20 protein-coding genes and 4 tRNA genes are annotated in these 23,602 nt (G+C 48.5%); 3 read left to right on the forward strand and 21 right to left on the reverse strand.

The annotated features are described in order from the left end of the window. Window positions 1–71: 71 nt before the first annotated feature. From ABJ225_RS17405 to ABJ225_RS17435, 7 genes are all read right to left on the reverse strand, one after another. Window positions 72–1,502: a peptidoglycan DD-metalloendopeptidase family protein gene (locus ABJ225_RS17405; protein ID WP_347321209.1), complete on the reverse strand. Its 1,431-nt coding sequence runs from the start codon at window positions 1,500–1,502 to the stop codon at window positions 72–74. 316 nt (window positions 1,503–1,818) lie between these two features. Then, window positions 1,819–1,891, reverse strand: a tRNA-Phe gene (locus tag ABJ225_RS17410). Window positions 1,892–1,903: 12 nt separating this feature from the next. Continuing rightward, window positions 1,904–1,980, reverse strand: a tRNA-Asp gene (locus ABJ225_RS17415). Window positions 1,981–2,319: 339 nt separating this feature from the next. Continuing rightward, window positions 2,320–2,391 (reverse strand) — tRNA-Glu (locus ABJ225_RS17420). 10 nt (window positions 2,392–2,401) lie between these two features. Continuing rightward, a tRNA-Lys gene (locus ABJ225_RS17425) sits at window positions 2,402–2,477 on the reverse strand. Window positions 2,478–2,631: 154 nt separating this feature from the next. Beyond that, window positions 2,632–3,603: a nuclease-related domain-containing protein gene (locus ABJ225_RS17430; protein WP_347321210.1), complete on the reverse strand. Its 972-nt coding sequence runs from the start codon at window positions 3,601–3,603 to the stop codon at window positions 2,632–2,634. A 702-nt stretch (window positions 3,604–4,305) separates the two neighbouring features. Beyond that, complete coding sequence (locus tag ABJ225_RS17435; protein ID WP_218246838.1) at window positions 4,306–5,598, reverse strand: adenylosuccinate synthase; 1,293 nt, start codon at window positions 5,596–5,598, stop codon at window positions 4,306–4,308. A gap of 212 nt (window positions 5,599–5,810) precedes the next feature. On the opposite strand from ABJ225_RS17435, the gene ABJ225_RS17440 reads away from it, so the two are divergent. Beyond that, the gene (locus tag ABJ225_RS17440; protein WP_053429890.1) at window positions 5,811–7,538 is read left to right on the forward strand and encodes an ABC transporter ATP-binding protein; all 1,728 of its coding nucleotides are present in this window, start codon (window positions 5,811–5,813) and stop codon (window positions 7,536–7,538) included. A gap of 592 nt (window positions 7,539–8,130) precedes the next feature. Here the strand turns inward: ABJ225_RS17440 and dnaB are convergent. The 11 genes from dnaB to ABJ225_RS17495 all read right to left on the reverse strand — a co-directional run bounded on the left by dnaB (window position 8,131) and on the right by ABJ225_RS17495 (window position 19,696). After that, the gene (dnaB, locus tag ABJ225_RS17445) at window positions 8,131–9,483 is read right to left on the reverse strand and encodes a replicative DNA helicase (RefSeq protein WP_048004594.1); all 1,353 of its coding nucleotides are present in this window, start codon (window positions 9,481–9,483) and stop codon (window positions 8,131–8,133) included. A gap of 165 nt (window positions 9,484–9,648) precedes the next feature. Continuing rightward, window positions 9,649–10,095, reverse strand: coding sequence for a 50S ribosomal protein L9 (gene rplI / locus ABJ225_RS17450; protein ID WP_056539898.1), 447 nt, complete (start codon window positions 10,093–10,095; stop codon window positions 9,649–9,651). Further along, window positions 10,092–12,065, reverse strand: coding sequence for a DHH family phosphoesterase (locus ABJ225_RS17455; RefSeq protein ID WP_056539902.1), 1,974 nt, complete (start codon window positions 12,063–12,065; stop codon window positions 10,092–10,094). The genes rplI and ABJ225_RS17455 overlap by 4 nt, the downstream gene beginning before the upstream one ends. A gap of 27 nt (window positions 12,066–12,092) precedes the next feature. Next, window positions 12,093–13,028 (reverse strand): YybS family protein, encoded by a 936-nt coding sequence (locus tag ABJ225_RS17460; protein WP_347321211.1) that lies wholly within the window; start codon window positions 13,026–13,028, stop codon window positions 12,093–12,095. 191 nt (window positions 13,029–13,219) lie between these two features. Next, window positions 13,220–15,259, reverse strand: a complete 2,040-nt coding sequence (locus ABJ225_RS17465) for a methyl-accepting chemotaxis protein (RefSeq protein WP_347321212.1) — start codon at window positions 15,257–15,259, stop codon at window positions 13,220–13,222. Between the two features lie 552 nt (window positions 15,260–15,811). Further along, a complete protein-coding gene (gene rpsR / locus ABJ225_RS17470; RefSeq protein WP_048004588.1) occupies window positions 15,812–16,048 on the reverse strand; it encodes a 30S ribosomal protein S18 in 237 nt (78 codons plus the stop codon). Between the two features lie 43 nt (window positions 16,049–16,091). After that, the gene (ssb, locus tag ABJ225_RS17475) at window positions 16,092–16,628 is read right to left on the reverse strand and encodes a single-stranded DNA-binding protein (protein ID WP_056539912.1); all 537 of its coding nucleotides are present in this window, start codon (window positions 16,626–16,628) and stop codon (window positions 16,092–16,094) included. Window positions 16,629–16,683: 55 nt separating this feature from the next. Next, window positions 16,684–16,971, reverse strand: a complete 288-nt coding sequence (gene rpsF, locus ABJ225_RS17480; RefSeq protein WP_053429896.1) for a 30S ribosomal protein S6 — start codon at window positions 16,969–16,971, stop codon at window positions 16,684–16,686. A gap of 208 nt (window positions 16,972–17,179) precedes the next feature. Continuing rightward, entirely contained in the window at window positions 17,180–18,280 is a 1,101-nt protein-coding gene (gene ychF / locus ABJ225_RS17485; protein ID WP_048004585.1) for a redox-regulated ATPase YchF, read from the reverse strand. Window positions 18,281–18,560: 280 nt separating this feature from the next. After that, on the reverse strand, window positions 18,561–18,758 hold the full coding sequence (locus ABJ225_RS17490) for a DUF951 domain-containing protein (protein ID WP_048004584.1): 198 nt from the start codon (window positions 18,756–18,758) through the stop codon (window positions 18,561–18,563). A gap of 14 nt (window positions 18,759–18,772) precedes the next feature. Further along, on the reverse strand, window positions 18,773–19,696 hold the full coding sequence (locus ABJ225_RS17495; RefSeq protein WP_053429898.1) for a mechanosensitive ion channel family protein: 924 nt from the start codon (window positions 19,694–19,696) through the stop codon (window positions 18,773–18,775). Between the two features lie 214 nt (window positions 19,697–19,910). Here ABJ225_RS17495 and yyaC point away from each other — a divergent pair, with 214 nt between their 5' ends. Both yyaC and ABJ225_RS17505 read left to right on the forward strand, forming a co-directional pair. After that, window positions 19,911–20,528: a spore protease YyaC gene (gene yyaC / locus ABJ225_RS17500; protein WP_347321213.1), complete on the forward strand. Its 618-nt coding sequence runs from the start codon at window positions 19,911–19,913 to the stop codon at window positions 20,526–20,528. A gap of 96 nt (window positions 20,529–20,624) precedes the next feature. Beyond that, window positions 20,625–20,801 (forward strand): hypothetical protein, encoded by a 177-nt coding sequence (locus ABJ225_RS17505; RefSeq protein WP_347321214.1) that lies wholly within the window; start codon window positions 20,625–20,627, stop codon window positions 20,799–20,801. Between the two features lie 300 nt (window positions 20,802–21,101). Here ABJ225_RS17505 and ABJ225_RS17510 read toward each other — a convergent pair whose 3' ends face one another. From ABJ225_RS17510 to ABJ225_RS17520, 3 genes are all read right to left on the reverse strand, one after another. Next, a complete protein-coding gene (locus tag ABJ225_RS17510) occupies window positions 21,102–21,809 on the reverse strand; it encodes a DUF554 domain-containing protein (protein WP_053429899.1) in 708 nt (235 codons plus the stop codon). Between the two features lie 71 nt (window positions 21,810–21,880). Beyond that, window positions 21,881–22,720 carry a ParB/RepB/Spo0J family partition protein gene (locus ABJ225_RS17515; RefSeq protein WP_056539922.1) on the reverse strand — a complete coding sequence of 280 codons (840 nt, stop codon included), beginning with the start codon at window positions 22,718–22,720 and terminating at the stop codon, window positions 21,881–21,883. After that, complete coding sequence (locus ABJ225_RS17520) at window positions 22,713–23,474, reverse strand: ParA family protein (RefSeq protein ID WP_053429901.1); 762 nt, start codon at window positions 23,472–23,474, stop codon at window positions 22,713–22,715. Before ABJ225_RS17520 ends, ABJ225_RS17515 begins: the two co-directional genes overlap by 8 nt. Window positions 23,475–23,602: the final 128 nt, after the last annotated feature.

Raw genomic sequence — 23,602 nt, forward strand, 5'->3', positions numbered from 1 at the left:
AACCCCTTTTTCCCAATATAACAAAGGGGACTGACATTGCAAAATGGATGTCAGTCCCCTCGTGATGAAATCTATTGATGAAGTACGTCCAATGGATTCAGCATCTTTCCGTCCTTATACACTTCGATGTGCAGATGGACACCGGTTGATTGCCCCGTATCCCCCATCACGCCGATCTTCTGGCCCTGCTCGACCTTCTGACCCGCCTTCACAGACAGAGATGCCATATGTCCGTACACTGTCTTGTATCCGTTCTGGTGATCAATGACGATCTTGTTGCCATATCCGCCGTCATTCCAGCCCGCCGACTCGACAACGCCGTTATCCACGGTTTTGATTGTGCGATCGGTCGGACGCGCGATGTCGATTCCCTTATGGAATTTACCCCAGCGCTCACCCTGCTTGGAAGAAATATATCCTCCGTTCGTCGGCCACATGAAGTTTCCGTTCCCACGGCCCGGGATCTCCTTCGTTCCTTTAAGGACGATGTAGTCCTCCGGCTTCTTCAGCGTTTCTTCATCCTTCACGTCCTTCGATTCAACCGCGCCGTTCTCCTCGGTCACCTCATAGGTCACGGATTTCTCGCCTTCTTTACCGGCCTGCTCGACCTTCGTATCGCCCTTCGTCATGGACGCATCGTCTTTTACTTTCTTCTCATAGTCGATTGCTTCAAGCTTGTTGAATTCCTTCTTCACCACCATATGAAGGAATGGTTCAGAATCCTTGATCACAAGCTTCTCGCCGACCTTCAGCGCCTCGTCAGCCTTCACGTCCTTGTTCAAGTCGAGGATGTCATCCATGGAAAGGTCATGCTCCTTGGCAATTTCCCCAAGACTGTCACCGCGCTCCACTTTGTAATCCTTCTCTTCGACTTTACCAGACTCAAGATCCTTCGCAGCCTCTTTAACCGAAACCACTTCATCCGGATCGACCTTCGCTTCCTTCGTCTCTACCTGCTCCTTGAACGAAAGATCCAAGATCCTGGACTCGTTCTCCCCGAGCTCCGGCAGGGACTCATCGTCTTTACGATTCTCGTACTCTTTCAATTCATCCTTCGACACATGCTTGAGCTTGAACGCCTTGAGCACATCCTCGGCGTCCTTCTCATCCTTCACATATGCAACCGGCTCACCGTCCACCTCCACGGCATAGGCATTCGCCTCGACAGAAACCGACTTCTGGATCGTATTCAACACGTCCTGATCCTGTGATTCAATCGTAAATACATCTTCAGGTATGTATGTTACTTCTTTATTAAAATCAAGATCGACATCCTTATGTTCATCCATGGCTTTGGAAAGCTTCTTCTCAAGTACAGCATCTACTTCCCCTTTATCCGTCACGGCCCCCACATACTCAGAACCCATATATACATGATACACCGTCTTAAAATCCTCAGCGGCAGAAGCACTCGACGCCGTCGTAAAAGCTCCCAACACAAGGGCAATCGCACCTGCTCTTTTCAGCGAGGGAAACGGTGATGATGGTAACCCGAATTTCATTGATTTTCCTCCTATTACAAGACATGCATGTCTATCGTAGTAGTCTTTCAATCACTCATACCAACCCAATTTACCATATTTCAATGAAGTCCGGGCTGATGTATCATGATTGTAAAAAAACTGTAGCAACGACTAGGACAATCGATTGACAGAAGGGCGTTCAAGCCTGTCATAGAGGGAATTGGGAATGTAAGGACATTGCAATAAACATGGGGAAACATGGGTAAAACGAGCGGGGAATATTACAGAGGGATGACAAAAAAGCATAATAAAAAAGTACTACGAGAGGCAACGTCGTCGCAGTACTTTTTATAAATGGCTCAGGACAGAATCGAACTGCCGACACATGGATTTTCAGTCCATTGCTCTACCAACTGAGCTACTGAGCCACAATATGAAAATGGCGGTCCGGACGGGACTCGAACCCGCGACCTCCTGCGTGACAGGCAGGCATTCTAACCAACTGAACTACCGGACCAGAGCTTTTTGCGATAGCAAAATAGCTATCATTAGTATTCGCGATTAGCGAAAATAAAGATCAATGCATTGCGATAGCAAAATAGCTATCATTAGTATTCGCCTTAGCGAAAATAAGGGACATTAGCTTTGCTTCAGCAAAAGAGCTGTCATTGCCCTTTCGCGTTAGCGAGGAAAAATCTACAACACATTCGTGAACCATACTCGACATGGATGCCAAGCAGCCACATCAAACGCCGAAACCTTTTAATTCCGGAAAATTTCGACAAATCACGAATAAAAATTTGCGACCCACATGGTGGATCGTCTATTTTTAAATCCCTATGAAGGAATGAAAAAATGACCCGTACGGGATTCGAACCCGTGTTACCGCCGTGAAAGGGCGGTGTCTTAACCGCTTGACCAACGGGCCACAAAAATAATGGTGAGCCATGAAGGATTCGAACCTTCGACCCTCTGATTAAAAGTCAGATGCTCTACCAACTGAGCTAATGGCTCTAAAAAAGGATATATATAAACACGATTCGGCCGTTTATATCTTACATCTATCAGGCCTCTTTCGTGACAACGAAATTAATATTATCACAGAGCAAAACACTACTGCAATAGTTTTTTGTCTTTTTTCGTCGAAAATTATTTCTCGGGGAATAATTTAAAGGTTTATTTGCTCGGAAATGGTGTATACCGTGCTTTTGTAGTGGCCGGATTTGGTTAGGTGGGGGGTGGATTGGAGGAGGCGGTTTGCCAGAAACGTAGATTGTATGTGGAAGAACCATCTCATTTCCCGATTGGTTATGGTAGGTCCGAAAAGTAAGAAGTAATCACTGAGAGCTGAATGATGAGCCGTTTTCATACGTAATGTGCAATTCCCACACCTCCACGATCCATGAATACGGTCAAGGGGCATATGGCCACAGCTATGGCAGATCACACCACGTAATATGTCTTCCTTATCTAGCTTATAAGTTTGTAGTACGGACTCATCATGGCTCGCATCCCACCTCATAAACTCATGAGAAATTTTTTTCATTTCGGCTATGCTGATAAATGGTTCCCTATAATGCTCTTCTAACTGTGCTACCCTCTCAACAATACTCGCCGGTCGTATGATGGAGCTATCCTGCTTTGACGAGTCCCCTTTCAGAATGGCATGCGGGTGACTCATTACTACCAGGCCGTGCACTGGGATGCGCGGCAAATATCTCTTTTCCATCCAATCTGTCAATAGGTGAACTTGTCGTTCAAGCTGAAACATGGGGTCAGTGAAGGCCCTCTCCACTCCATTTTTGTGCTGTAGCAACTGACCAAATGAACGGTCAAAGTGAAGCATCCCAGACATATACTTCACCTCAAGAATCAACACGAATTTCCGAGTTACGATTAGTAAATCCATTTGAGAAAACTGCTTTCCATGGAAAAGGCGTACGTTGTGGAGAAGATGTGTGTCTTTCGAGGAGAGGGGTGTGAGGTGGAATTGAAGAGCTTTTTCGCCATTGTATCCTGCTAGAAACCTTCCTAGATCATTCTGAACATGTGTAAATTTATCATGCGAGGTCCTGAGCCTCTTGGACAATGCCTGCAGTTTGCTGATTTGCCGAGGAAGGACAAGCTTTTTAACTATCATTTCATCACTCCAATTCAAAGGGTTAATTGATAATTCGACACAAGCTGCGATATTCCTTCTACACCATAAGATTTGCATGTGCTGAATTCCAAACCGTCATTTATTTGTTGGTGGAATACCGGTACCAGTACACGATGGGATGTGGTCTTCTCCCGCTGATGGAGAAAGAATTATTTGCTACTTTTTTATGATTCTAGCTAAAATCCTACTATATTAGCGAGTAGGGGTTAAATATTTGCGAGTTTCCACTGATGGTAAGGTACATTATGTAAGTGTGACATTATTCGACTTTTCTCGCAGTTGGTTTTTGTGGATTTCATGCACATTGAGGGCTGAGTCCTCAAAGAAAGAAGGGATTATTTGCGAGTTTAAAAGATTTTCTTGCGAGTTTAAATTTTTTATTTGCGAAACTCAAAAATTTATTTGCGAAACGAATTTACACTCCATTCTCTATTTGCGCGTTTAGTCTGATACATACGAAAGGCTTTTAGTATTTTTTATCTAATACATATACATACGCTTAATGTCCGGTATTTGCGATCAGCCTCCATTACAAGCAAACCTAACCATCTTGTATTAGCTACTCCACCCGCATCGACCACCCCTGTCCAACCGCAACCACCGCCCCAACAAGCAGCAATCCCCACACCAATCAAAAAAAGACCCAACCCCAAAGGGCCAGGTCCATCAATCAAGCAATTCTTATCGTACACTCCACACGCTGCGAACCACGTTCGTCTGTGAACGGTCTGGTCCGACAGAGAAGATGGATAGCGGGATACCTGTGAGCTGTGATACGCGCTCGAGGTAGTGACGTGCGTTGTCTGGAAGCTCTGTGAGCGTTTTGCAGCCAGTGATGTCTTCGGTCCAGCCTGGAAGCTCTTCGTAGACAGGCTCGCACTCGGCGAGGACGTTGAGGTTTGCCGGGAATTCTTCCATGATTTCGCCTTTGTATTTGTAGGCGACACAGATTTTCAATGTTTCGATGCCGGTTAGGACGTCGATGGAGTTTAATGAAAGATCAGTCAATCCGCTGACGCGGCGTGCGTGACGGACGACGACGCTGTCGAACCAACCTACGCGGCGGGCGCGGCCAGTGGTTGTGCCGTATTCGCGGCCGACTTCACGGATTTGGTTACCGATTTCGTCTGTCAGTTCAGTCGGGAACGGGCCATCTCCTACGCGGGTCGTGTACGCTTTTGATACACCGACAACGTGGTTGATCTTCGTCGGGCCGACACCTGAACCGATGGTTACGCCACCAGCTACCGGGTTGGATGAGGTAACGAACGGGTATGTACCCTGGTCGATATCGAGCATGACACCTTGTGCTCCTTCGAATAGGACGCGGCGTCCGTTGTCGATGGCGTCGTTCAGAACGACAGATGTATCGACGACGTAATGCTTGATTTGTTGACCGTACTCATAGTACTCATCAAGGATGTCTTCGATCTTGAAGCCTTCTGTTTCGTAGAAGCGCTCAAGGAGACGGTTCTTTTCTTCAAGATTGCGTTCAAGCTTTTCTTCGAATGATTTGCGGTCAAGAAGGTCGGCGATACGGATTCCGATACGTGCTGCTTTATCCATATATGCAGGGCCGATTCCTTTTTTCGTTGTACCGATCTTGTTGGCACCTTTACGCTCTTCTTCCACTTCGTCAAGCTTCAGGTGATATGGAAGGATGACGTGGGCGCGGTTGCTGATGCGCAGGCTGTCTGTTTTTACGTCACGGTCGTGAAGGTATTTCAATTCTTGTACGAGTGCCTTCGGATCCACGACCATACCGTTTCCGATGACAGAGATTTTTTCATTATAGAAGATTCCAGATGGGATCAAGTGTAATTTGTAAGTTTCACCATCGAATTTGATGGTGTGTCCGGCATTGTTTCCGCCTTGGTATCGTGCGATTACTTCTGCATGTTCAGAAAGGAAATCAGTGATCTTTCCTTTTCCTTCGTCTCCCCATTGTGTTCCAACTACTACTACTGAAGACATGTGAGCACCTCCGACGGGAATCATGATTCCCCTTTTTTCAAACAAGCTTATTTTATCAATTCGCTGGAAGAAAGTCAACGAAAACACGAACATTTATTATTGTACTCATCAAATACGTTCGTGAAAATCGGTGAATCTTTTCTCCTCTCCTGGGTGTCACTATGGTAAAATTATCTTATGTTTTGTCTAATACATAAAGGTGGAGTGGTCCTATGATCAAACGATTTTTCTCGTATTACCGTCCCCATCGACGGCTTTTTTATATTGATTTCTTCTGTGCCGTACTCGTCGGAGTCCTGGAACTTGGATTCCCCATGGCCGTATCATGGTTTATTGATTCCCTCCTTCCTGAAGGGAATTGGAGCACGATCGTTTCGGTCAGCATCGGCCTCCTGCTTCTCTATCTGATCAGCTCGTCCATGCAGTTCGTCGTGAACTACTGGGGTCATAAGCTCGGGATCAACATCGAGACGGATATGAGGCGCGAGCTGTTCCATCATGTGCAGCGCCAGTCATTCCGATTCTTCGATAATACGAAGACCGGGCATATCATGAGCCGCGTAACCAATGACCTCATGGATATTGGGGAACTTGCCCATCATGGACCCGAGGACTTGTTCATTGCCGTCATGACCTTCTTTGGCGCATTCTGGATCATGATGACGATCAATGTGAAGCTTGCCCTCGTGGCAATCATCATCGTGCCGTTCCTCATCTGGCTGATTTCATACTCCAACATCAAGATGAACAAGGCATGGACCAAGATGTATGGGAATATCGCAGACGTCAACAGCCGCGTGGAAGACAGCGTGTCGGGCTCACGTGTCGTTCAATCATTCACGAACGAGTCCTATGAAATGGAACGCTTCAACAAGAACAATTTGTTCTTCCGCAAATCAAAATTGAAGGCGTACAAAGTGATGAGCGTGAACCTGTCCGGAATCTACATCACCACAAGGCTCATGACGCTGGTCATCCTCGTGTACGGGGCATGGCTCACGTTCAGCGGCGCCCTTTCTTACGGGGAGCTCGTCGCCTTTATTCTATACATCAACGTGCTGTTCAAACCGATTGATAAAATCTCTGCCCTTTTGGAGCTCTATCCGAAAGGAATGGCAGGCTTCAAGCGATTCACGGAACTCATGGATCAGGAGCCGGATATCGAAGACCGTCCGAATGCGGTTGAAGTGGAAAGTCTCGAAGGACGCATCACCTTCCGTGATGTGACGTTCGGATATGAAGCGGAACGTCCGATTCTGAACGATCTCTCCTTCACGATCCAGCCGGGACAAACGGTGGCATTCGTCGGACCATCCGGTGCCGGAAAAACGACGATCTGCTCCCTCATCCCGCGCTTCTATGATGTGCAGGACGGGGCGATCACCATCGACAGCATCGATGTCCGCAACATGACGAAATCATCACTCCGGTCCCAGATCGGGATTGTGCAGCAGGATGTCTTCCTATTCGCGGGTACGCTGCGTGAAAACATCGCCTACGGACGTCTGGGAGCGACACAGGAGGAGATCGAGGAGGCGGCAAGACGCGCCCATCTGACGGATCTCATCGCTTCCCTGCCTGATGGGTATGACACTGAGATCGGGGAGCGTGGACTCAAGCTCTCAGGCGGTCAGAAACAGCGCCTGTCCATCGCGAGGATGTTCCTCAAGAATCCTCGCATCCTCATCCTCGATGAAGCGACGTCGGCCCTTGATACAGAGACAGAAGCAATCATCCAGGATGCCTTGAACGACCTGGCGAAGGACCGCACGACCCTGGTCATCGCCCACAGGCTCGCCACGATCCGGAAAGCCGACCGGATCCTCGTCGTCACAGAAGACGGCATTGCTGAAGACGGGACCCATGAAGAGCTCCTCTCGGACGCAGGAGGAATCTTTACGAGGCTGCATTCCCATCAGAATGCGACGATCGGTTCATAAATGAAAGTAGAAAGGAGGAAGCCGTGTATGGCTTCCTCCTTTTTGTCGTTTAATAGATGGTTCGTAGCGAGATTGAGTGGGGTCGGTTATGGTTGGTTGGTTGGTGTCTATTTGCGACTTTTTCCTGTTACGAGTGAAAGGTATAGGATACTTTGAAAACAGGGTGATTTATCAGCGAGATACTGGATGTGATTTCCAGTTGTACCTCCACCGACAAATTCCGACTTATTTCGCAGGCTATTTTAGAGAATTTTGACCCTATTGAGGACGCCCAGGGCCGAGAGTAGTGGATTTACTTGCGACTTTCCAAAAAGTATTTGCGACTATTTGAATTTTATTTGTGAATCCAAACATTTTATTTGCGAACGGCGATTCTGCTCGAATGTCCATTTGCGAGTAAGTTACGGTACATACGAAAGGCCTTCCTTATTTGCGAATCCCGTCGCCATGCTCCCATTCAAGCCAACTGCTCCAACCTCTGCCTGGACCTTCTCTCAACACTAAAACTCCATATCCAATGCGAACCTCCTGCCATCGCACCCACTTTCACGATCACAAAAAAAGAGACCCAGCTAAAACCGGATCTCTCCCTCTAAGCAGGAGCATCGTCAAACCGACGCTCCAGATTCACGAACTTATTGTATTCTTTCACGAACGCCAGTGAGACGGCGCCAACGGGACCGTTACGCTGTTTGGCGATGATGATTTCAATGATGTTCTTGTTCTCTGATTCTTTGTCGTAGTAGTCTTCGCGGTACAGGAAGGCGACGATGTCGGCATCCTGCTCGATGCTTCCGGATTCACGGATGTCGGACATCATCGGGCGTTTGTCCTGGCGCTGCTCGACTCCACGGGAGAGCTGGGAGAGGGCGATGACGGGTACCTGGAGCTCACGGGCGAGCCCTTTGAGGGCACGGGAGATTTCCGATACCTCTTGCTGACGGTTTTCGCCGGCGCGGCCGCTACCTTGGATGAGCTGGAGGTAGTCGATCATGATCATACCGAGTCCCTGGTCCTGAGCGAGGCGGCGACATTTGGAGCGGATCTCCCCGACTTTGATACCAGGTGTATCATCGATGAAGATACCGGCGTTGGAGAGGCTTCCCATGGCCATGGTGAGCTTCCGCCAGTCCTCGTCGCTCAGGTCACCTGTACGGAGGTTCTGAGCGTTGATGTTCCCCTCTGCACAGAGCATACGCATGACGAGCTGTTCAGCCCCCATCTCGAGGCTGAAGATCGCGACGTTTTCCCGTGCCTTGACGGCGACGTTCTGAGCGATATTCAGGGCGAAGGCAGTCTTACCCATGGAAGGACGGGCACCGACGATGATGAGATCATTCCGCTGGAATCCGGCGGTCATGTGATCAAGATCGGCGAAGCCTGTCGGGATTCCGGTGACGTCCCCTTTGCGGTTCGTCAGGATCTCGATGTTATCATAGGTGCGGACAAGGACGTCCTTGATGTTATGGAAGGCCCCGGCGTTTTTCCGCTGGGCGACCTCCATGATGTTTTTCTCGGCTTCTCCCAAAAGGGCGTCGACTTCATCTTCGCGGGCATAGCCGTCTGAAGCGATGTCGGTGGCGGTGCGGATCAGTCTGCGGAGAAGCGACTTCTCTTCGACGATCTTGGCGTAATATTCGATGTTGGCTGCCGTTGGGACGGAGCCGGCCAGTTCACTCAGGTAGGCGACTCCGCCCACATCTTCGAGTTCCTTGGCGGCAGCGAGTTCTTCCGTGACCGTGATCAGGTCGACGGCTTTCCCTCCGTCACCGAGCTTCAGCATCACATTGTAGATCTTTTGGTGGGAATGACGATAGAAGTCCTCCGGTATGAGGATCTCCGATGTGGTCGTCAGAGCACTTGGCTCCAGGAATACCGCACCCAGAACGGCCTGTTCAGCTTCGATGTTCTGAGGCGGGATCCGGTCCTGAAACATTTCGTTCATTGTATATGACCTCCTGCACGAGGAATTCTTGGTTTCCACTATAGGCTGATGTTTGAGGCATGTATCGTTTACGGAAAAAAAGTGACCTGGACCGAATCCAAATCACCTTTTTTCAATCTAGTACTATTTTAACATGTTTTCGTTGGAAATGAAGATGTCAATCTCTTACTCTTCTGTGACGTGGACCTTGAGGGTAGCTGACACATCGGTATGGAGCTTGACTGGTACGTTCGTGAAGCCAAGGGCGCGGATCGCGTCGTTCATCTCGATTTTGCGCTTGTCTACCTTGATGTCATGCTGCTTTTTAAGGGCATCGGCAATCTGCTTGCTCGTGATGGAACCAAATAGGCGGCCGCCTTCACCGGATTTCGCTTTCAGTTCGACCTGAAGCTCTTCCATCGCTGCTTTGAGCTTTTTCGCTTCTTCGAGTTCTTCCTGTGCGATTTGCTTTTCTTTGTTCTTTTGACCCTCAAGCTGGCTGATGTTGGCATTGCTTGCTTCTACCGCTAGGCCTTTTTTGAGAAGGAAGTTATGTGCGTAGCCATCTGCCACGTTTTTCACTTCGCCTTTTTTACCTTTACCTTTTACATCTTTTAAGAAAATGACTTTCATAGTTCTCTTCTCCCTTCGAAATAATCATCTAGTGCTTCTTTCAGAAGTTTTTCGGCTTCTTGGACCGTTTTATGTTTCAGCTGGGTGGCGGCATTGCTCAAGTGGCCTCCGCCTTCAAGATTCTCCATGATGATCTGGACGTTTACATCACCAAGGGATCTGGCACTGATACCCACCGTCTCCTCATCCCGCTTCGAGATGACGAAGGAGGCGATGACACCGTCCATGGTCAGGAGCGTGTCGGCTGCCTGGGCGATGAGGACGGGATCGGAAACGACCTCGTCCGGCGCATGGGCTATCGCGACACCGTCCCGGTAGAACTCCACGGTTTCAATGAGGCGGGCCCGTTTGATATATGTGGCCACGTCCTCCTTGAGGAACTTCTGGACAAGGACCGTATCGGCTCCCTGCGCCCGCAAATACGAGGCAGCATCGAACGTCCGGGATCCTGTCCGGAGGGTGAAGCTTTTCGTATCGACTATGATACCTGCGAGAAGCGAGGTCGCTTCCAGCATGGAGATCTTCTCGTGCTTCGGCTGATACTCCAGGAGCTCTGTGACAAGCTCTGCCGTCGAGGAGGCATATGGCTCCATATACACAAGAAGAGGGTTCTGTATGAAGTCCTCGCCACGTCTATGATGGTCGATGACGACAACCTTGTCCACCTTGTTCAGGAGGCGCTCCTCGATGACAAGGGAAGGCTTATGCGTATCGACGACGACGAGCAGCGTATCATCCGTCGCCATCTCGAGTGCTTCTTCAGGCGTGATGAAACGGCTGTGAAGATCGGTGTTGCCTTTGATCTCCTTCATGAGGCGCTTGACGCTGTTGTCGATTTCGTTGAAATTCAGTACCACATACCCGTCACGCTGATTCATCTGGGCCACTTTACGGATCCCGATGGCCGCTCCGATCGCATCCATATCGGGATGTTTATGCCCCATGATGATGACCTTGTCGCTTTCCACCATGATTTCCTTCAGGGCATGGGAGATGACGCGGGCACGGACACGGGTCCGTTTTTCCATCGGGTTCGTTTTCCCGCCGTAGAACTTGACCTTCCCGTTCGTCTGCTTGATGGCGACCTGGTCTCCACCGCGCCCGAGGGCAAGATCAAGGCTCGACTGGGCGAGGGTACCGAGTTCCGGCAGGGATGATACGCCTGTCCCAACCCCGATGCTCAAGGTAAGGGGGACGTTATGCTTGGATGTGGAATCGCGGACATCATCGAGGATCCCGAATTTTTCTTTTTCAAGAATCTGAAGGACTTTATCGTTGATGACGGCGATGAACCGCTCGGACGATGTTCTCTTAAGGAAGACACCGTATTCCTGGGCCCACTTGTTGAGGTTGGATGTCACCAGGCTGTTGAGGCTGCTCCGGGTCTGGTCATCCATCCCCTGGGTGAGCTCATCATAGTTATCCAGATAGATGATGGCGATATTTGTTCGTTCTTCATGATACTGCTTCTCGATCTCCTTCTGTTCGGTCACATCAAAGAAATATAGCAGTCGTTCTTTCAGTTTTAATACAACATGATATTTCCGTTCATTGATCGTCACGATTTCCGAGTCTACCTCTTGCTTGATCAAGGGGACAAGTGAGTCCGCCACATCATAAAGGGATCTTCCGACGACGGTATCCTCGTTGAAACAAGAAGCGAGGAATGGATTGGTCCATTCTATGTAGTACTCGTCATTGATCAGCATGATCCCGATCGGCATCTCCATGAGCGCTTCTTCACCGACGCGTTTGACCCTGTAGGAGAGGGTGGAAATGTACTCTTCCGTTTCATCGTGTGACCTACCTTCGAAATAGAAGGCAAGGAAGAAGACAAGTCCGAACACGAGGAGCCCCGCAAACGCAAGGATCCAGTTATAAAACACGATTGCTACCAGTAAGAGAAGCGTTAATGCAGCAAGACCGTACAGTGGGTAGCGGATCATTCGCTTATTGAAATAAGAAGGCATACTGTCAGCTCCTGCAACAAATTTTTTCTATGACTTATTCTTTAAGCGTTCTCTGAGATCGAATCCTAAGTCAATTATACCTAAAATCCGGACGAGAGAAAGGAGTGGGATTGAAATAATGGTCACTACTACCATTAAACCTTTCGACCAATTTTTCATGTGGCCGAAGAAATAGAGGAACGAAAGCCCTTGAATGGTGAACAGCATCCCAAGGATGATCTGTACGTTGATGATGGCGCTGAATGTAAACGATCCGCTCTCGGGCTGAATGACCAATGATAGCACAAACAATATGATGTAGTACCACAGGATGCTCTTTGGGAACTTCCAGTCCCGGAACCGGAGGAACGATGGGACAATCCTTCCGAGGCGCTTCATGATCGGGAAGCTGATCGCCAGGATGAGGAACGTGTATAGTGCAGCCCCGATTGCAAATGCGGCTGGCGTGGTCACGTTCATCAATTTAAGCAAATTATCCATCTGCTCAAGCTTTTTGTCATCAGGCTGGATGAAACCAAGATCGGTCATCGCTGCATAATTCTGATGCACCACAGTCTTCGCCATGTCCAGGCTCTCCTTGATGACATCCATTCCAAGCAGTTTAATGGAGATTACATAAGCGACTACGGCATTGATGGTGGTCACCAAGGTTCCGAGCAAAAGGATGTGGGTTTTCTGTATATCCGATTTTATCGCCCAGCCGATAGCCGTCCCGAGAGAAGCGCCCAATACACCGAAGCCCAATCCGGGGAAACCACCGAACAAGAACGAGATCCCAATGCCTACAAACAACATCACCATCGCATCACGATGGGCGAATTTTTGACTGTAGAGCATGAACGGTAGCGGCAGGAAGAGCAAGCCTACTACGGATATAACCGGTGTATATAGCGTAAACAATAGAAACACAGTAAAGATGGCCACCGATATGGCGCCTTCTGTGATGATACGGGCATTTTTCACTTCATTACTCTCCTCGCGAAATACATACAATAGTATTATCATATCAATTTTGGAAGGGAATTTCATCTTATGGACTCTTCAGTCATTTCCCCTCTAAATAGGATGCGTATAAACCCGGCCTTTGAAACCTCTTTAGACAACAAACAAAACGGCCGGACCACGGGAGCATCCCCGTGTCCGGCCGTAATCGCTTATTCTGATTGGGCGATCTTGAAACGGTCGATGGCCTCCTGGAGTTCCTGGCTCAGGTCGGTGAGCTGTTCGGCTGCCGCTGTGATGGATTGTACGGCCTTCAGCTGCTCATCGGTGGACGCATTCATCTCTTCACATGACGCTGCCGTTTCTTCTGCAGCTTCTGCCATGGCCTTGATGACAGTGAATACCTGGTCTTTATCTCCATTGATTCCTTCGATCCCCTCATGCATATGACCAATTTCTTTATTAATGGTCCTCATGACCTCCGCATTCCGGTCAAACACCTGATGGGTTTCATTCAACACGCCGAGCTGGGCGTCGAATGTGTCTTTAGTCAGATTCATTTCTTCCACTGCCTGATTGGAACCCTCCTGGATCTCCTTGATCGTGCGCTTTACGCTCTCCGTCGCCTGGACGGATTGATCCGCAAGCTTCCGTACTTCTTCTGCCACGACGGCGAACCCTTTCCCATGCTCTCCTGCACGAGCAGCCTCGATGCTTGCGTTAAGGGCAAGAAGATTGGTCTGGGAGGAAATATCCGTGATGGTCGCCATCACGTTTTCGATATTCTTCACGTGCTCCCCGAATCCTAGAATCACCTGTTGCATCGAGTCCATATACTGCTGGGACGTATCATACGCCCCGCGAAGCTTGGAGATCTGATTCATACCCTGTTCATTGCGTTCGCCTACCTCATCGGCAAGCTCCGACATTTTATGGGACTGCGCATAGATGTGGTTGATGCTGTCCCCAAGGCTCTCAGCACCACTTTGGGCACGCTCGGAATCAGAAGCCGTTTCAGAGGCGGTCCTGGCGATACTCGAAATGGCCGAGGCCATCTCTTCACTTGACGCATGCGTCTCCTCTGAGACGGCGCTGAGACCTTCAGCAGACTGTCTCACCTGGAGGAAGGCGTGTTGTACAGTCTGAAGCGTCGTGGAAATCGAATCGATCATTTGGTTGAAATCATCGGCAAGACGCCCTGTTTCATCCGTCGCTTTCACATCTGAACGCTTTGTCAGATCGCCCGTTGCTACATGTTTCACCGTTGCCTGAAGTGATTTCAGCGGTCGGGTCATCTTTCTCGAGACGATGGCGATCACCACAAGGAGGACAGCCAGGGTGATGAGTCCCGTCACAAGGAGCTGGCGTTCAATCTCTTTTGCATTGCCAATGATGTTATCCATGGAATAGACGGCACCTGTCTTCCAGTCCGTACCGGGGATTGTGTCATAAATGATCACGTTCTGTTCCCCTTCGAGGGTATAGTGAATAATCCCGTTCTCATCCTTGGAATCCAACATCTTTTTGATGAACGTAAAGGATGATAGATTCTCTCCACGCCTGGTTGGATGGACGATGGCGGTTCCATTCTCCCCGATCAGCACGGCATTGCCGCCGTATCCCAACTCCATGGAAGAAATCCGCTCTGTCAGCTTCGATAGATTGATATCGACACCGATGACACCGACAAGCTTGTTATCCACCAGAATGGCCTTGGAAGCCGTAATGATGTCCTGGTTGGTCGCCGTATCCACATACGGCTCGCTCCAGTTTACATCGTTCTGTGAAGCGGCAGCAGCCTTGAACCAATCCCGTCCGGTGGGATCAAACCCTTCCGGCAATTCAGCCTCGGGAACGATGAAGAGATTCTTGTTCGGGGAAGCAATATAAATAGAAGTCGCTTCATCATAGAGATCGATATAGTTATCAAAGTCCTCCTGTACCCCTTGGGTGAGCTCTTTTTCCGATTTTCCATTCTTCTCCCCCGTCATCTTGAAGGATTGATATTCCAGCAGCCCTTTCGACTTCGAGTACTGAATAAGGCTCTTCTCAAACTGTCCGAGGAAGAGTTCGACGGAATCACCCATTTCGCCCGCCACAGTCGTCGACTGCCGGATTACCTCATCCTCCGTCTTCGACCGGGTCTGCCAGGACGTAATCGCAAATATGACTGCCAATGATAAAATAAATAATGTCGAAAATACCCCTGTTAACTTTGTTCGAATCGAAAGGCCCCTCTTTTTCTTCTTCACCAAAACTCACTCCAGACACTGCTTAGTATTGGTTGTATCGGCAGAAAAGGGGAGAGATTGAGTCTTTTTTACTAAAAATATTGAATTTTCTAATAAATAGAGAGGGTTCTGCTTCTAGGGATTAGAAAGGACATTTAATTAAATTTCAATTTTTACAATGGCAATTAGTGGCCGTTTATAGACTCCTGAAAGAAGGATGGATGTAATGGTGCAAATTGTGGCGGTATGTGTACACATTGTGGTGCATTTAGCCATAGGATGAAGAGACTTTTGGATCAATGGCAGATCGATTTCTCTCTACGCCTTACTATTAGAGAGGGCGGGTAATTGTGGGTCAAAACATGCTGAGGTCCTACAATCATATAGGGGTATAGAGGAAGTAAAACAGTTATGATAGCCTAAAAGAAGCAATGGCGCCTTGGTACAAATTGTGGCGGTATGTGTACACATCGTGGTGCATATCACGATACTTGCACCAGCTTCATGATAAATTTCACGACCATAATGAATGCAAAAAAAAGACATCCTCCAAAAGAAGGATGTCTCTCTTATTTATTCCCCGCTTACGTATGGAAGCAATGCCATTGTACGCGCACGTTTGATTGCACGAGTCAATTTACGTTGGTACTTAGCGTTTGTTCCAGTTACGCGACGTGGAAGAATTTTTCCACGTTCAGAGATGAATTTTTTAAGAAGTTCCACATCTTTGAAATCGATGTGAGTAATTCCGTTTGCTGTGAAGTAGCATACCTTACGGCGTCTACGTCCACCTCTACGTCCTCCTGCCATGTTTTTCGCCTCCTATCGTTTTAAAAGTCAGTATCGTTCGCTCTTAGAATGGTAGATCATCATCGGAAATGTCGATCGGCTGACCGTCATTTGCGAATGGATCTTCATCTACGCGAGTGTAGTTATTGTTATTATTGTTGTTGCGCTGTTGTTGATTCTGATTCTGGCCGAATGAGTTACCACCTTGGTTACCCTGTTGGTAACCACCACCGCCGCCAGAATAGCTTGGGCTTCCGCCGCGATCTCCACCTTGACTCGCACTGCGAGGCTCAAGAAATTGAACGCTTTCGGCCACGACTTCCGTCATGAACACGCGTCGTCCATCCTGTCCTTCGAAGTTACGGGTCTGGATTCGACCGTCAACGCCGGCCAGGCTTCCTTTCTTAAGGAAGTTCGCTACGTTTTCGGCAGGTCGGCGCCAAACAACACAGTTAATAAAATCTGCTTCTCGTTCACCTGATTGATTCGTAAAAGAACGATTCACTGCCAGTGTGAATGAGGCAACAGCCACTCCGCTTGGAGTATATTTTAGTTCAGGGTCTTTGGTTAATCGGCCCACTAATACAACTCGGTTCATCATCAGAATCAACCCCTTCCTTCTATTGCTAGAAGTGTATATCTATGAAACGTTCGAATTATTGTTCGTCTTTTACAACGATATGACGGATAATGTCGTCACTGATCTTAGCCAAACGATCGAACTCGTTTACAGCTTCAGAGCCAGCGTTGATTTTCACCAATTGGTAGAAACCATCACGGAAATCGTTGATTTCATACGCTAAACGACGTTTACCCCAATCTTTTGACTCGATGATCTCCGCGCCGTTAGTAGTCAATACGTTATCAAAACGCTCAACAACTGCTTTCTTTGACTCTTCGTCAACGGTTGGACGGACGATGTACATAACTTCGTACTTTCTCATCTGAATGTCACCTCCTCGTGGTCTATGCGGTCCTTTCTTTACGAAAGAACAAGGAGCAATGCGTTCATTACTCACGAATTAAAATTATATCATAGGGATTGTCCAAATGCAATAAGCTGGAGGAAAAAGACAGATTGCCCCGGAACATGAACGATGTCTTTATTTTCATGTCAAAAAGCCCCGAATCTCCATTCGGGGCTGAGTGATCTTATACGTTGAAGCGGAAGTGGATGATGTCTCCATCTTTCACTAGGTACTCTTTTCCTTCAAGACGGACTTTCCCGGCTTCCTTGGCTGCATTCATGGTACCGGCAGCAACGAGGTCGTCATATGAAACCGTTTCGGCACGGATGAACCCGCGCTCAAAGTCGGTGTGGATGACACCGGCACACTGAGGAGCCTTCATGCCTTCACGGAAGGTCCATGCACGTACTTCCTGTACACCTGCCGTAAAGTATGTGGCAAGTCCAAGGAGGGAGTAGGTCGCGCGGATCAGCTGATCGAGTCCTGATTCTTCAATACCAAGTTCTTGAAGGAACATGGCTTTCTCTTCATCATCGAGCTCGGCGATTTCTGATTCGATCTTCGCACAAACGACGATGACCTCTGCATTGTCTTCACTCGCGAATTCACGTACCTTTTGTACGTATTCATTGTCCTCTGTGTCGGCAATCTCATCTTCACTGACGTTTGCCACATAAAGGACAGGTTTGGACGTCAACAAGTGAAGTTGTTTCACGTATTTTGCCTGTTCTTCGTTGAATTCAGCCGTACGGGCAGGCTGCTCATTTTCAAGGACTTCTTTCAGTTTGGAAAGGATCTCGAACTCAAAGACCGCTTCCTTGTCCTTTTGTTTCGCCATTTTTTGGACCTTCACGAGACGCTTGTCCACGGTTTCAAGGTCAGCAAGGATCAACTCAAGGTTGATGACCTCGATATCTGCGATCGGATCCACTTTCCCCGCTACGTGGGTGATGTTATCATCAGCGAAGCAACGAACAACCTGACAAATGGCGTCAACTTGGCGGATATGAGAAAGGAATTTATTCCCAAGTCCTTCCCCTTTGCTCGCACCTTTCACGATTCCTGCAATATCGGTGAATTCAAATGCGGTCGGAACTGTCTTTTTCGGATTCACAAGCTCAGTCAATTTATCCAGACGATGATCGGGTACTTCTACAATCCCCACGTTCGGATCAATGGTACAGAACGGGTAGTTGGCAGATTCCGCACCCGCTTTAGTAATTGCATTGAACAACGTAGATTTACCGACGTTCGGCAGACCTACAATACCAGCTGTTAAAGCCATATCGGTCACTCCTCCTGATTGATTACCTATCTATTCATATCTCTGTCATCATGACAGCTTCATACCTGAATGACGACCGTACAAACGGTCGAACCTTTCACAATTATAGAGATAATGGGGGAAAAAGACAAGTGATGCTCCACTGATGACACGGCGTAAAATCCCGGTCCCGCTCCCCGGGAAATAAAAAAACAGCCTGCCGGTAAACGGTAAGCTGTTTTTGTGTGTAAAGACACACTGGTTTGGATTATGGTTTGTGCCAGCTGGGTACTTATCAGTATCAGCTTTCTGATGAGCTAAGGACTTTTTTCATCTTTTTGGAAAAATCCTTCCGGGGGATCATCACGCTATGGCCGCAGCCCTCGCATTTGATCCTGATATCCATCCCCATGCGAATGATTTTCCACTCATTGGTGCCGCATGGATGGGGCTTTTTCATTTCCACCACATCATTTAGTGCGAACGTCTTCGCCTCCATGGACGCATACCTCCTTAGTCTCGTTCAACCTGCTTTTGTTTTTTCTGAAGTTCTTCCTGCACATCGTCCTCATCATTGCGTGAATACATGACCATGCGCGGAAGAGGGATTTCGATCCCGTTCCGTTCGAAGCACTGCTTGACTTCTTTGCGGAGGACCCTGGCGATGTACCAGTGATTCATCGGTGTCGTCTCGGCGACGATCCTCATCATCACATCGGGCGCTCCGAGGGTCTGGATACCGAGAAGCTCCGGAGGATTCACCAGCTCCTCATATTTTTGAGGGAGCGTGAGGAGAAGCTCCTGCAATACCCGCTCGGCCTTATCGATATTCTCTTCATACGCAATGTTGACGTCCACCACCGCCACGCTGTTATGAACAGAGAAGTTGGTGACCTCTGCTACGTTGCCATTCGGGAATATATGTAATTCACCGGTCCAACTTTTTATTTTCGTCGTACGGAGACCGATTTCCTCCACCGTTCCTTCGGCAGAACCAATTTTCACATAGTCCCCTACTGAGAACTGATCCTCGAAGATGATGAAGAAACCGGTAATGATATCACGCACGAGATTCTGTGCACCGAATCCGACGGCAAGACCGACGATTCCCGCACCAGCGATCAAGCCTTTTACATCTATTTCGAGCGTCGACAGGATCGTCATGAGTGAGATGAAGTAGATCACATATGTCAACACGTTTTCCAATAGTTTTAATAACGTGGCTTCTCGACGTTCGGAGAATTTGATCGGCGAACGGGACCTTGCCTTGAAGACGTTGCGGATCGCAGACCGTCCGACACGAAGGGCAATATACGTAATAACCATGATGGCCACGATTTTGAGAGCGCCGAGACCGAGTGAAGTCCACAGCTGATTATCTGTTAATGTTGATACTGCTTTTTGAACGGATTCCTCAATTTTTGTCTCTGTTGCCATAATCTCAACAGCCCTCCCTTATTAGAAGTACCCTTTATTTTAACAACTTTCCCTCTCCATGAATAGATATAACCTCGATCTGTAAAGAAGTTTAAAAATTTTTATCATATGAAAAAACTGCCCCGATTATGTATGAACGACGGCGATTGTCCGTATACTGTTAAAAAGCGGTAAACATGCCTGGACGATAACGAGGAGCAAGGGAGTGGTAGTGATGAATCTGAAACGAGGACTTTTCGACCGCAAGACCGAACCATACAGGGTCTCTTATGAAAATGAAAATGCGGCACTGGATCTTTCCGTCCACCTTTCAGCCATGCTGCCCATCCTCTACCGGACGCGTCCGATCGTCTTCATATGTATCGGGACAGATCGTTCCACGGGCGACTCCCTCGGTCCATTGATCGGTACCCTCCTGGAAGATCGGGGTTTAGAGACCTTCCATGTATACGGGACCCTGGATGATCCCATCCACGCCGTCAATCTGGAAGAGAAGATGGCCTATATCCACTCCATTCATAAGAATCCATTCATCATCGGAATCGACGCATGTTTAGGCCGCCTTAAGAGTGTCGGGGCGATCCAGCTCAGTCACGGGCCGCTCAAACCCGGTGCTGGAGTGAATAAGGAACTTCCGGAAGTCGGCAATATCCACCTGACCGGGATCGTCAACGTGAGCGGATTCATGGAATTCTTCGTACTTCAAAATACCCGGCTCAGCCTTGTGATGCGAATGGCCAAGATCATGGCCGAGTCGATCGCCCTGGCTGCCGAAACCATCGAGCGCAGGAACGCCGTGAGTATCGAAAAATGGCGGGAAGAACTACAATAAGAGGACGGTCCGGATGCGGACTGTTTTTTTATAGATATTTTCCGAAACCACCATTCCGTTCTTTCGTATATAAAAGGTGGAAAGGTGGAGACGTGAATGACCATACTTTTACTTGTTAAAATTGCACTTGGCACTCTCTTAGTAGGCGTTATTGCACACACGATCAAAACGACTTATTCAAGGGAAAAAGACGTGAATGCCAACTGGCTCCTATTCCTATTGGCAGTGGAAGCAATCGCCACACCGGCCTACGGATTGTTCTTAACGGTCTGAATAAAAAGAAGATCTTGTTAGAAAACCAAGGGTCCGTTTACTATCGAAATATATCAGTGTGAATTCTTTATACCGCTCATGATTTCCGTGCAAAACTGCGCGCGGGTAGCCCGTGAGCCTCCTCGGCAAGCCTGCGGGGTCTCACATCAGCTACTCTTCCCGCTGGAGTCTTCGTCTTGCACTTCAATCAACCGCTAGAAAAAATTTCATGTAAATGTTCATGAAACAAATGAAAAACCCGAACTAATTTGCTTTATAGTAGGCGAATTAATTCGGGTTTTGCTATGACTGAAGCACTCTTTACGCTTGATACAGATGAAGGAACGAAACAATCACTCCGACGACTACTATTCCAGGAAGAAGATTAGCCACCCTGATCTTGGTGATTCCGACCAGATTGAGTCCGATGGCAAAAATCATGATGCCGCCTGTCGCGGTCATTTCAGTGATGAAGGCGTCCATGAGTTCCTGTGGGACGAAGCGGTGGATCTGGGTGGCGAACAACGCGATCGTACCTTGATAGAGGATGACCGGTACAGCTGAGAACATGACGCCGATCCCAAGGGTCGTGGCAAGGATGATGGAGGTGAATCCATCGATGATCGCTTTTGTGAGTAGGACGTCATGGTCTCCCCTGATTCCGCTATCAAGGGCACCGATGACAGCCATGGCACCGATCACGAAGATCAGGGTGGCCGTTATGAAACCTTGAGAGATGGAGGTATCTCCCTTTGTACCGATTTTCCTTTCAAGCCAATCCCCAAGGGCATTGAGCTTGGAATCAAGGTTCATCCATTCGCCAAGGGCCGCACCGACTGCAAGAGAGATGATGACGATCAGGAAGTTCTCACTTTTCAATCCCATCTGCAGTCCGAGGACCGTCACGGCAAGGCCGATTGCCTTCAATACCGTATCCTTCACATTCTCCGGAATGCGGTGGAGGAGTTTCCCGAGAAGTGTTCCCAGGATGATACATATTCCGTTGATGATCGTACCGAATAACACCATTTTCTCTTTCTCCTATCGCTTTCGACAAAAAAGAACCGGCTTGAAGGGGTTCCCTTCAGAGCCGGACTCCATCAGTCGTGTTGTTGAAGAAGATCGAGGATCCGTTCAAGGTCTTCTTTCGAGAAGAACTCAAGCTCGATCTTTCCTTTTTTCTTTGATTGCTTGATCGTGACCGTCGTGCCGAACCGTTCCCGAAGTCGCGTCTCCTGCTCCTCGATGAACACATCCTTGCGCTCTTTTTTCTTCGTTTCACGTGAAACATCGTCGTTCAGTTCCTGTACGAGCTTCTCAAGTTGACGAACATTCAGGGAATCCTTCATGACCCGATTGACTAGCTGGGTCAACCCTTTCTTGTTCTTCAGTCCAAGAAGGGCCCGGCCGTGCCCCATCGTAAGCTTTCCATCTGAAATCAGTTCCTGAACGGGCTGTGAGAGCCCAAGAAGACGGATATGATTGGCGATATGGGGACGGCTTTTCCCCAACCGCTTTGCCAGCTCCTCTTGCGTGAGCCCAAGCTTCTCCATCAGCATCTGATAGGCGGCTGCCTCTTCAATCGGCGTCAAATCCTCACGCTGAAGGTTTTCCAGTACGGCCAGTTCCATCATCTGCTTCTCATCAAGCTCTCTTACAACAACGGGGACCGTCTTGAGATCAGCCGCTTTCGCTGCACGATAGCGACGCTCACCGACCACGATTTCATAGCCTTTGATGGATTTCCGGACGATGATCGGCTGAAGGATCCCATGCTCCTGGATGGAGGCCTTCAGCTCTTCGATCGCCTGGGGCTGGAAGATCTTACGGGGCTGATACGGATTCGGACGGAGATCCTTCAGCTTCACTTCCTGAACCGTTTCCTCTTCTTTATTTGCTGTGAATAGGGCATCAAGTCCCTTTCCCAAACCTTTAGCCACTCATCGCCACCTCCTTCGCAAGTTCTAAGTACACTTCCGCTCCCCGGGACTTGGCATCATAGATGATGATCGGTTCCCCATGGCTCGGTGCTTCGCTCAGTCGGACATTGCGCGGGATAATGGTACGGTACACTTTATCCTGGAAGTATTTCTTCACTTCTTCGATGACCTGGATGCCGAGATTCGTACGGGCATCAAGCATCGTCAACAGGACACCGTCGATCATCAGATCGTGATTCAAGTGCTTCTGAACAAGACGCACGGTGCTGAGCAGCTGACTCAGACCTTCCAGTGCGTAGTATTCACATTGAACAGGGATGATCACCGCATCCGAAGACGTCAGGGCATTGATGGTCAATAAGCCCAGCGATGGCGGGCAATCGATGACGATATAATCATAATCATCCTTCACTTTTTCCAGTGCCTTCTTCAAGCGGACTTCCCTTGAGATGGTCGGAACCAGCTCGATTTCAGCACCGGCAAGGGAAATGGTGGCGGGTACGATATCCAGATTCTCGACCTTCGACTGCTTGATCGTATCCTTCACTTCCACGTCATCCACAAGAACATCATATATGCATTGTTGCACGTCTCCTTTTTCCACACCGGCACCGCTCGTAGCGTTCCCTTGCGGATCTATGTCGACGAGCAGGACTTTCTTTCCAATATAAGCTAAACAAGCCCCCAGATTGACGCTGGTCGTGGTCTTACCGACTCCGCCTTTCTGGTTTGTAACGGCTATGATTCTGCCCAAGGTTGTCACCTACCTAGTTTTTTTCACAGTATTCTTCTATTCTAACAAAATTCTCGGAAAATTGTCTGGCAATTTTTATTATGTTGCGCGTTCCCATCGACTATGATTGCCAAAATCCCACAAAAAAA

Source organism: Rossellomorea sp. RS05, from assembly GCF_039822645.1.
In the GTDB taxonomy this organism is placed as follows: Bacteria; Bacillota; Bacilli; order Bacillales; family Bacillaceae_B; genus Rossellomorea; species Rossellomorea marisflavi_B.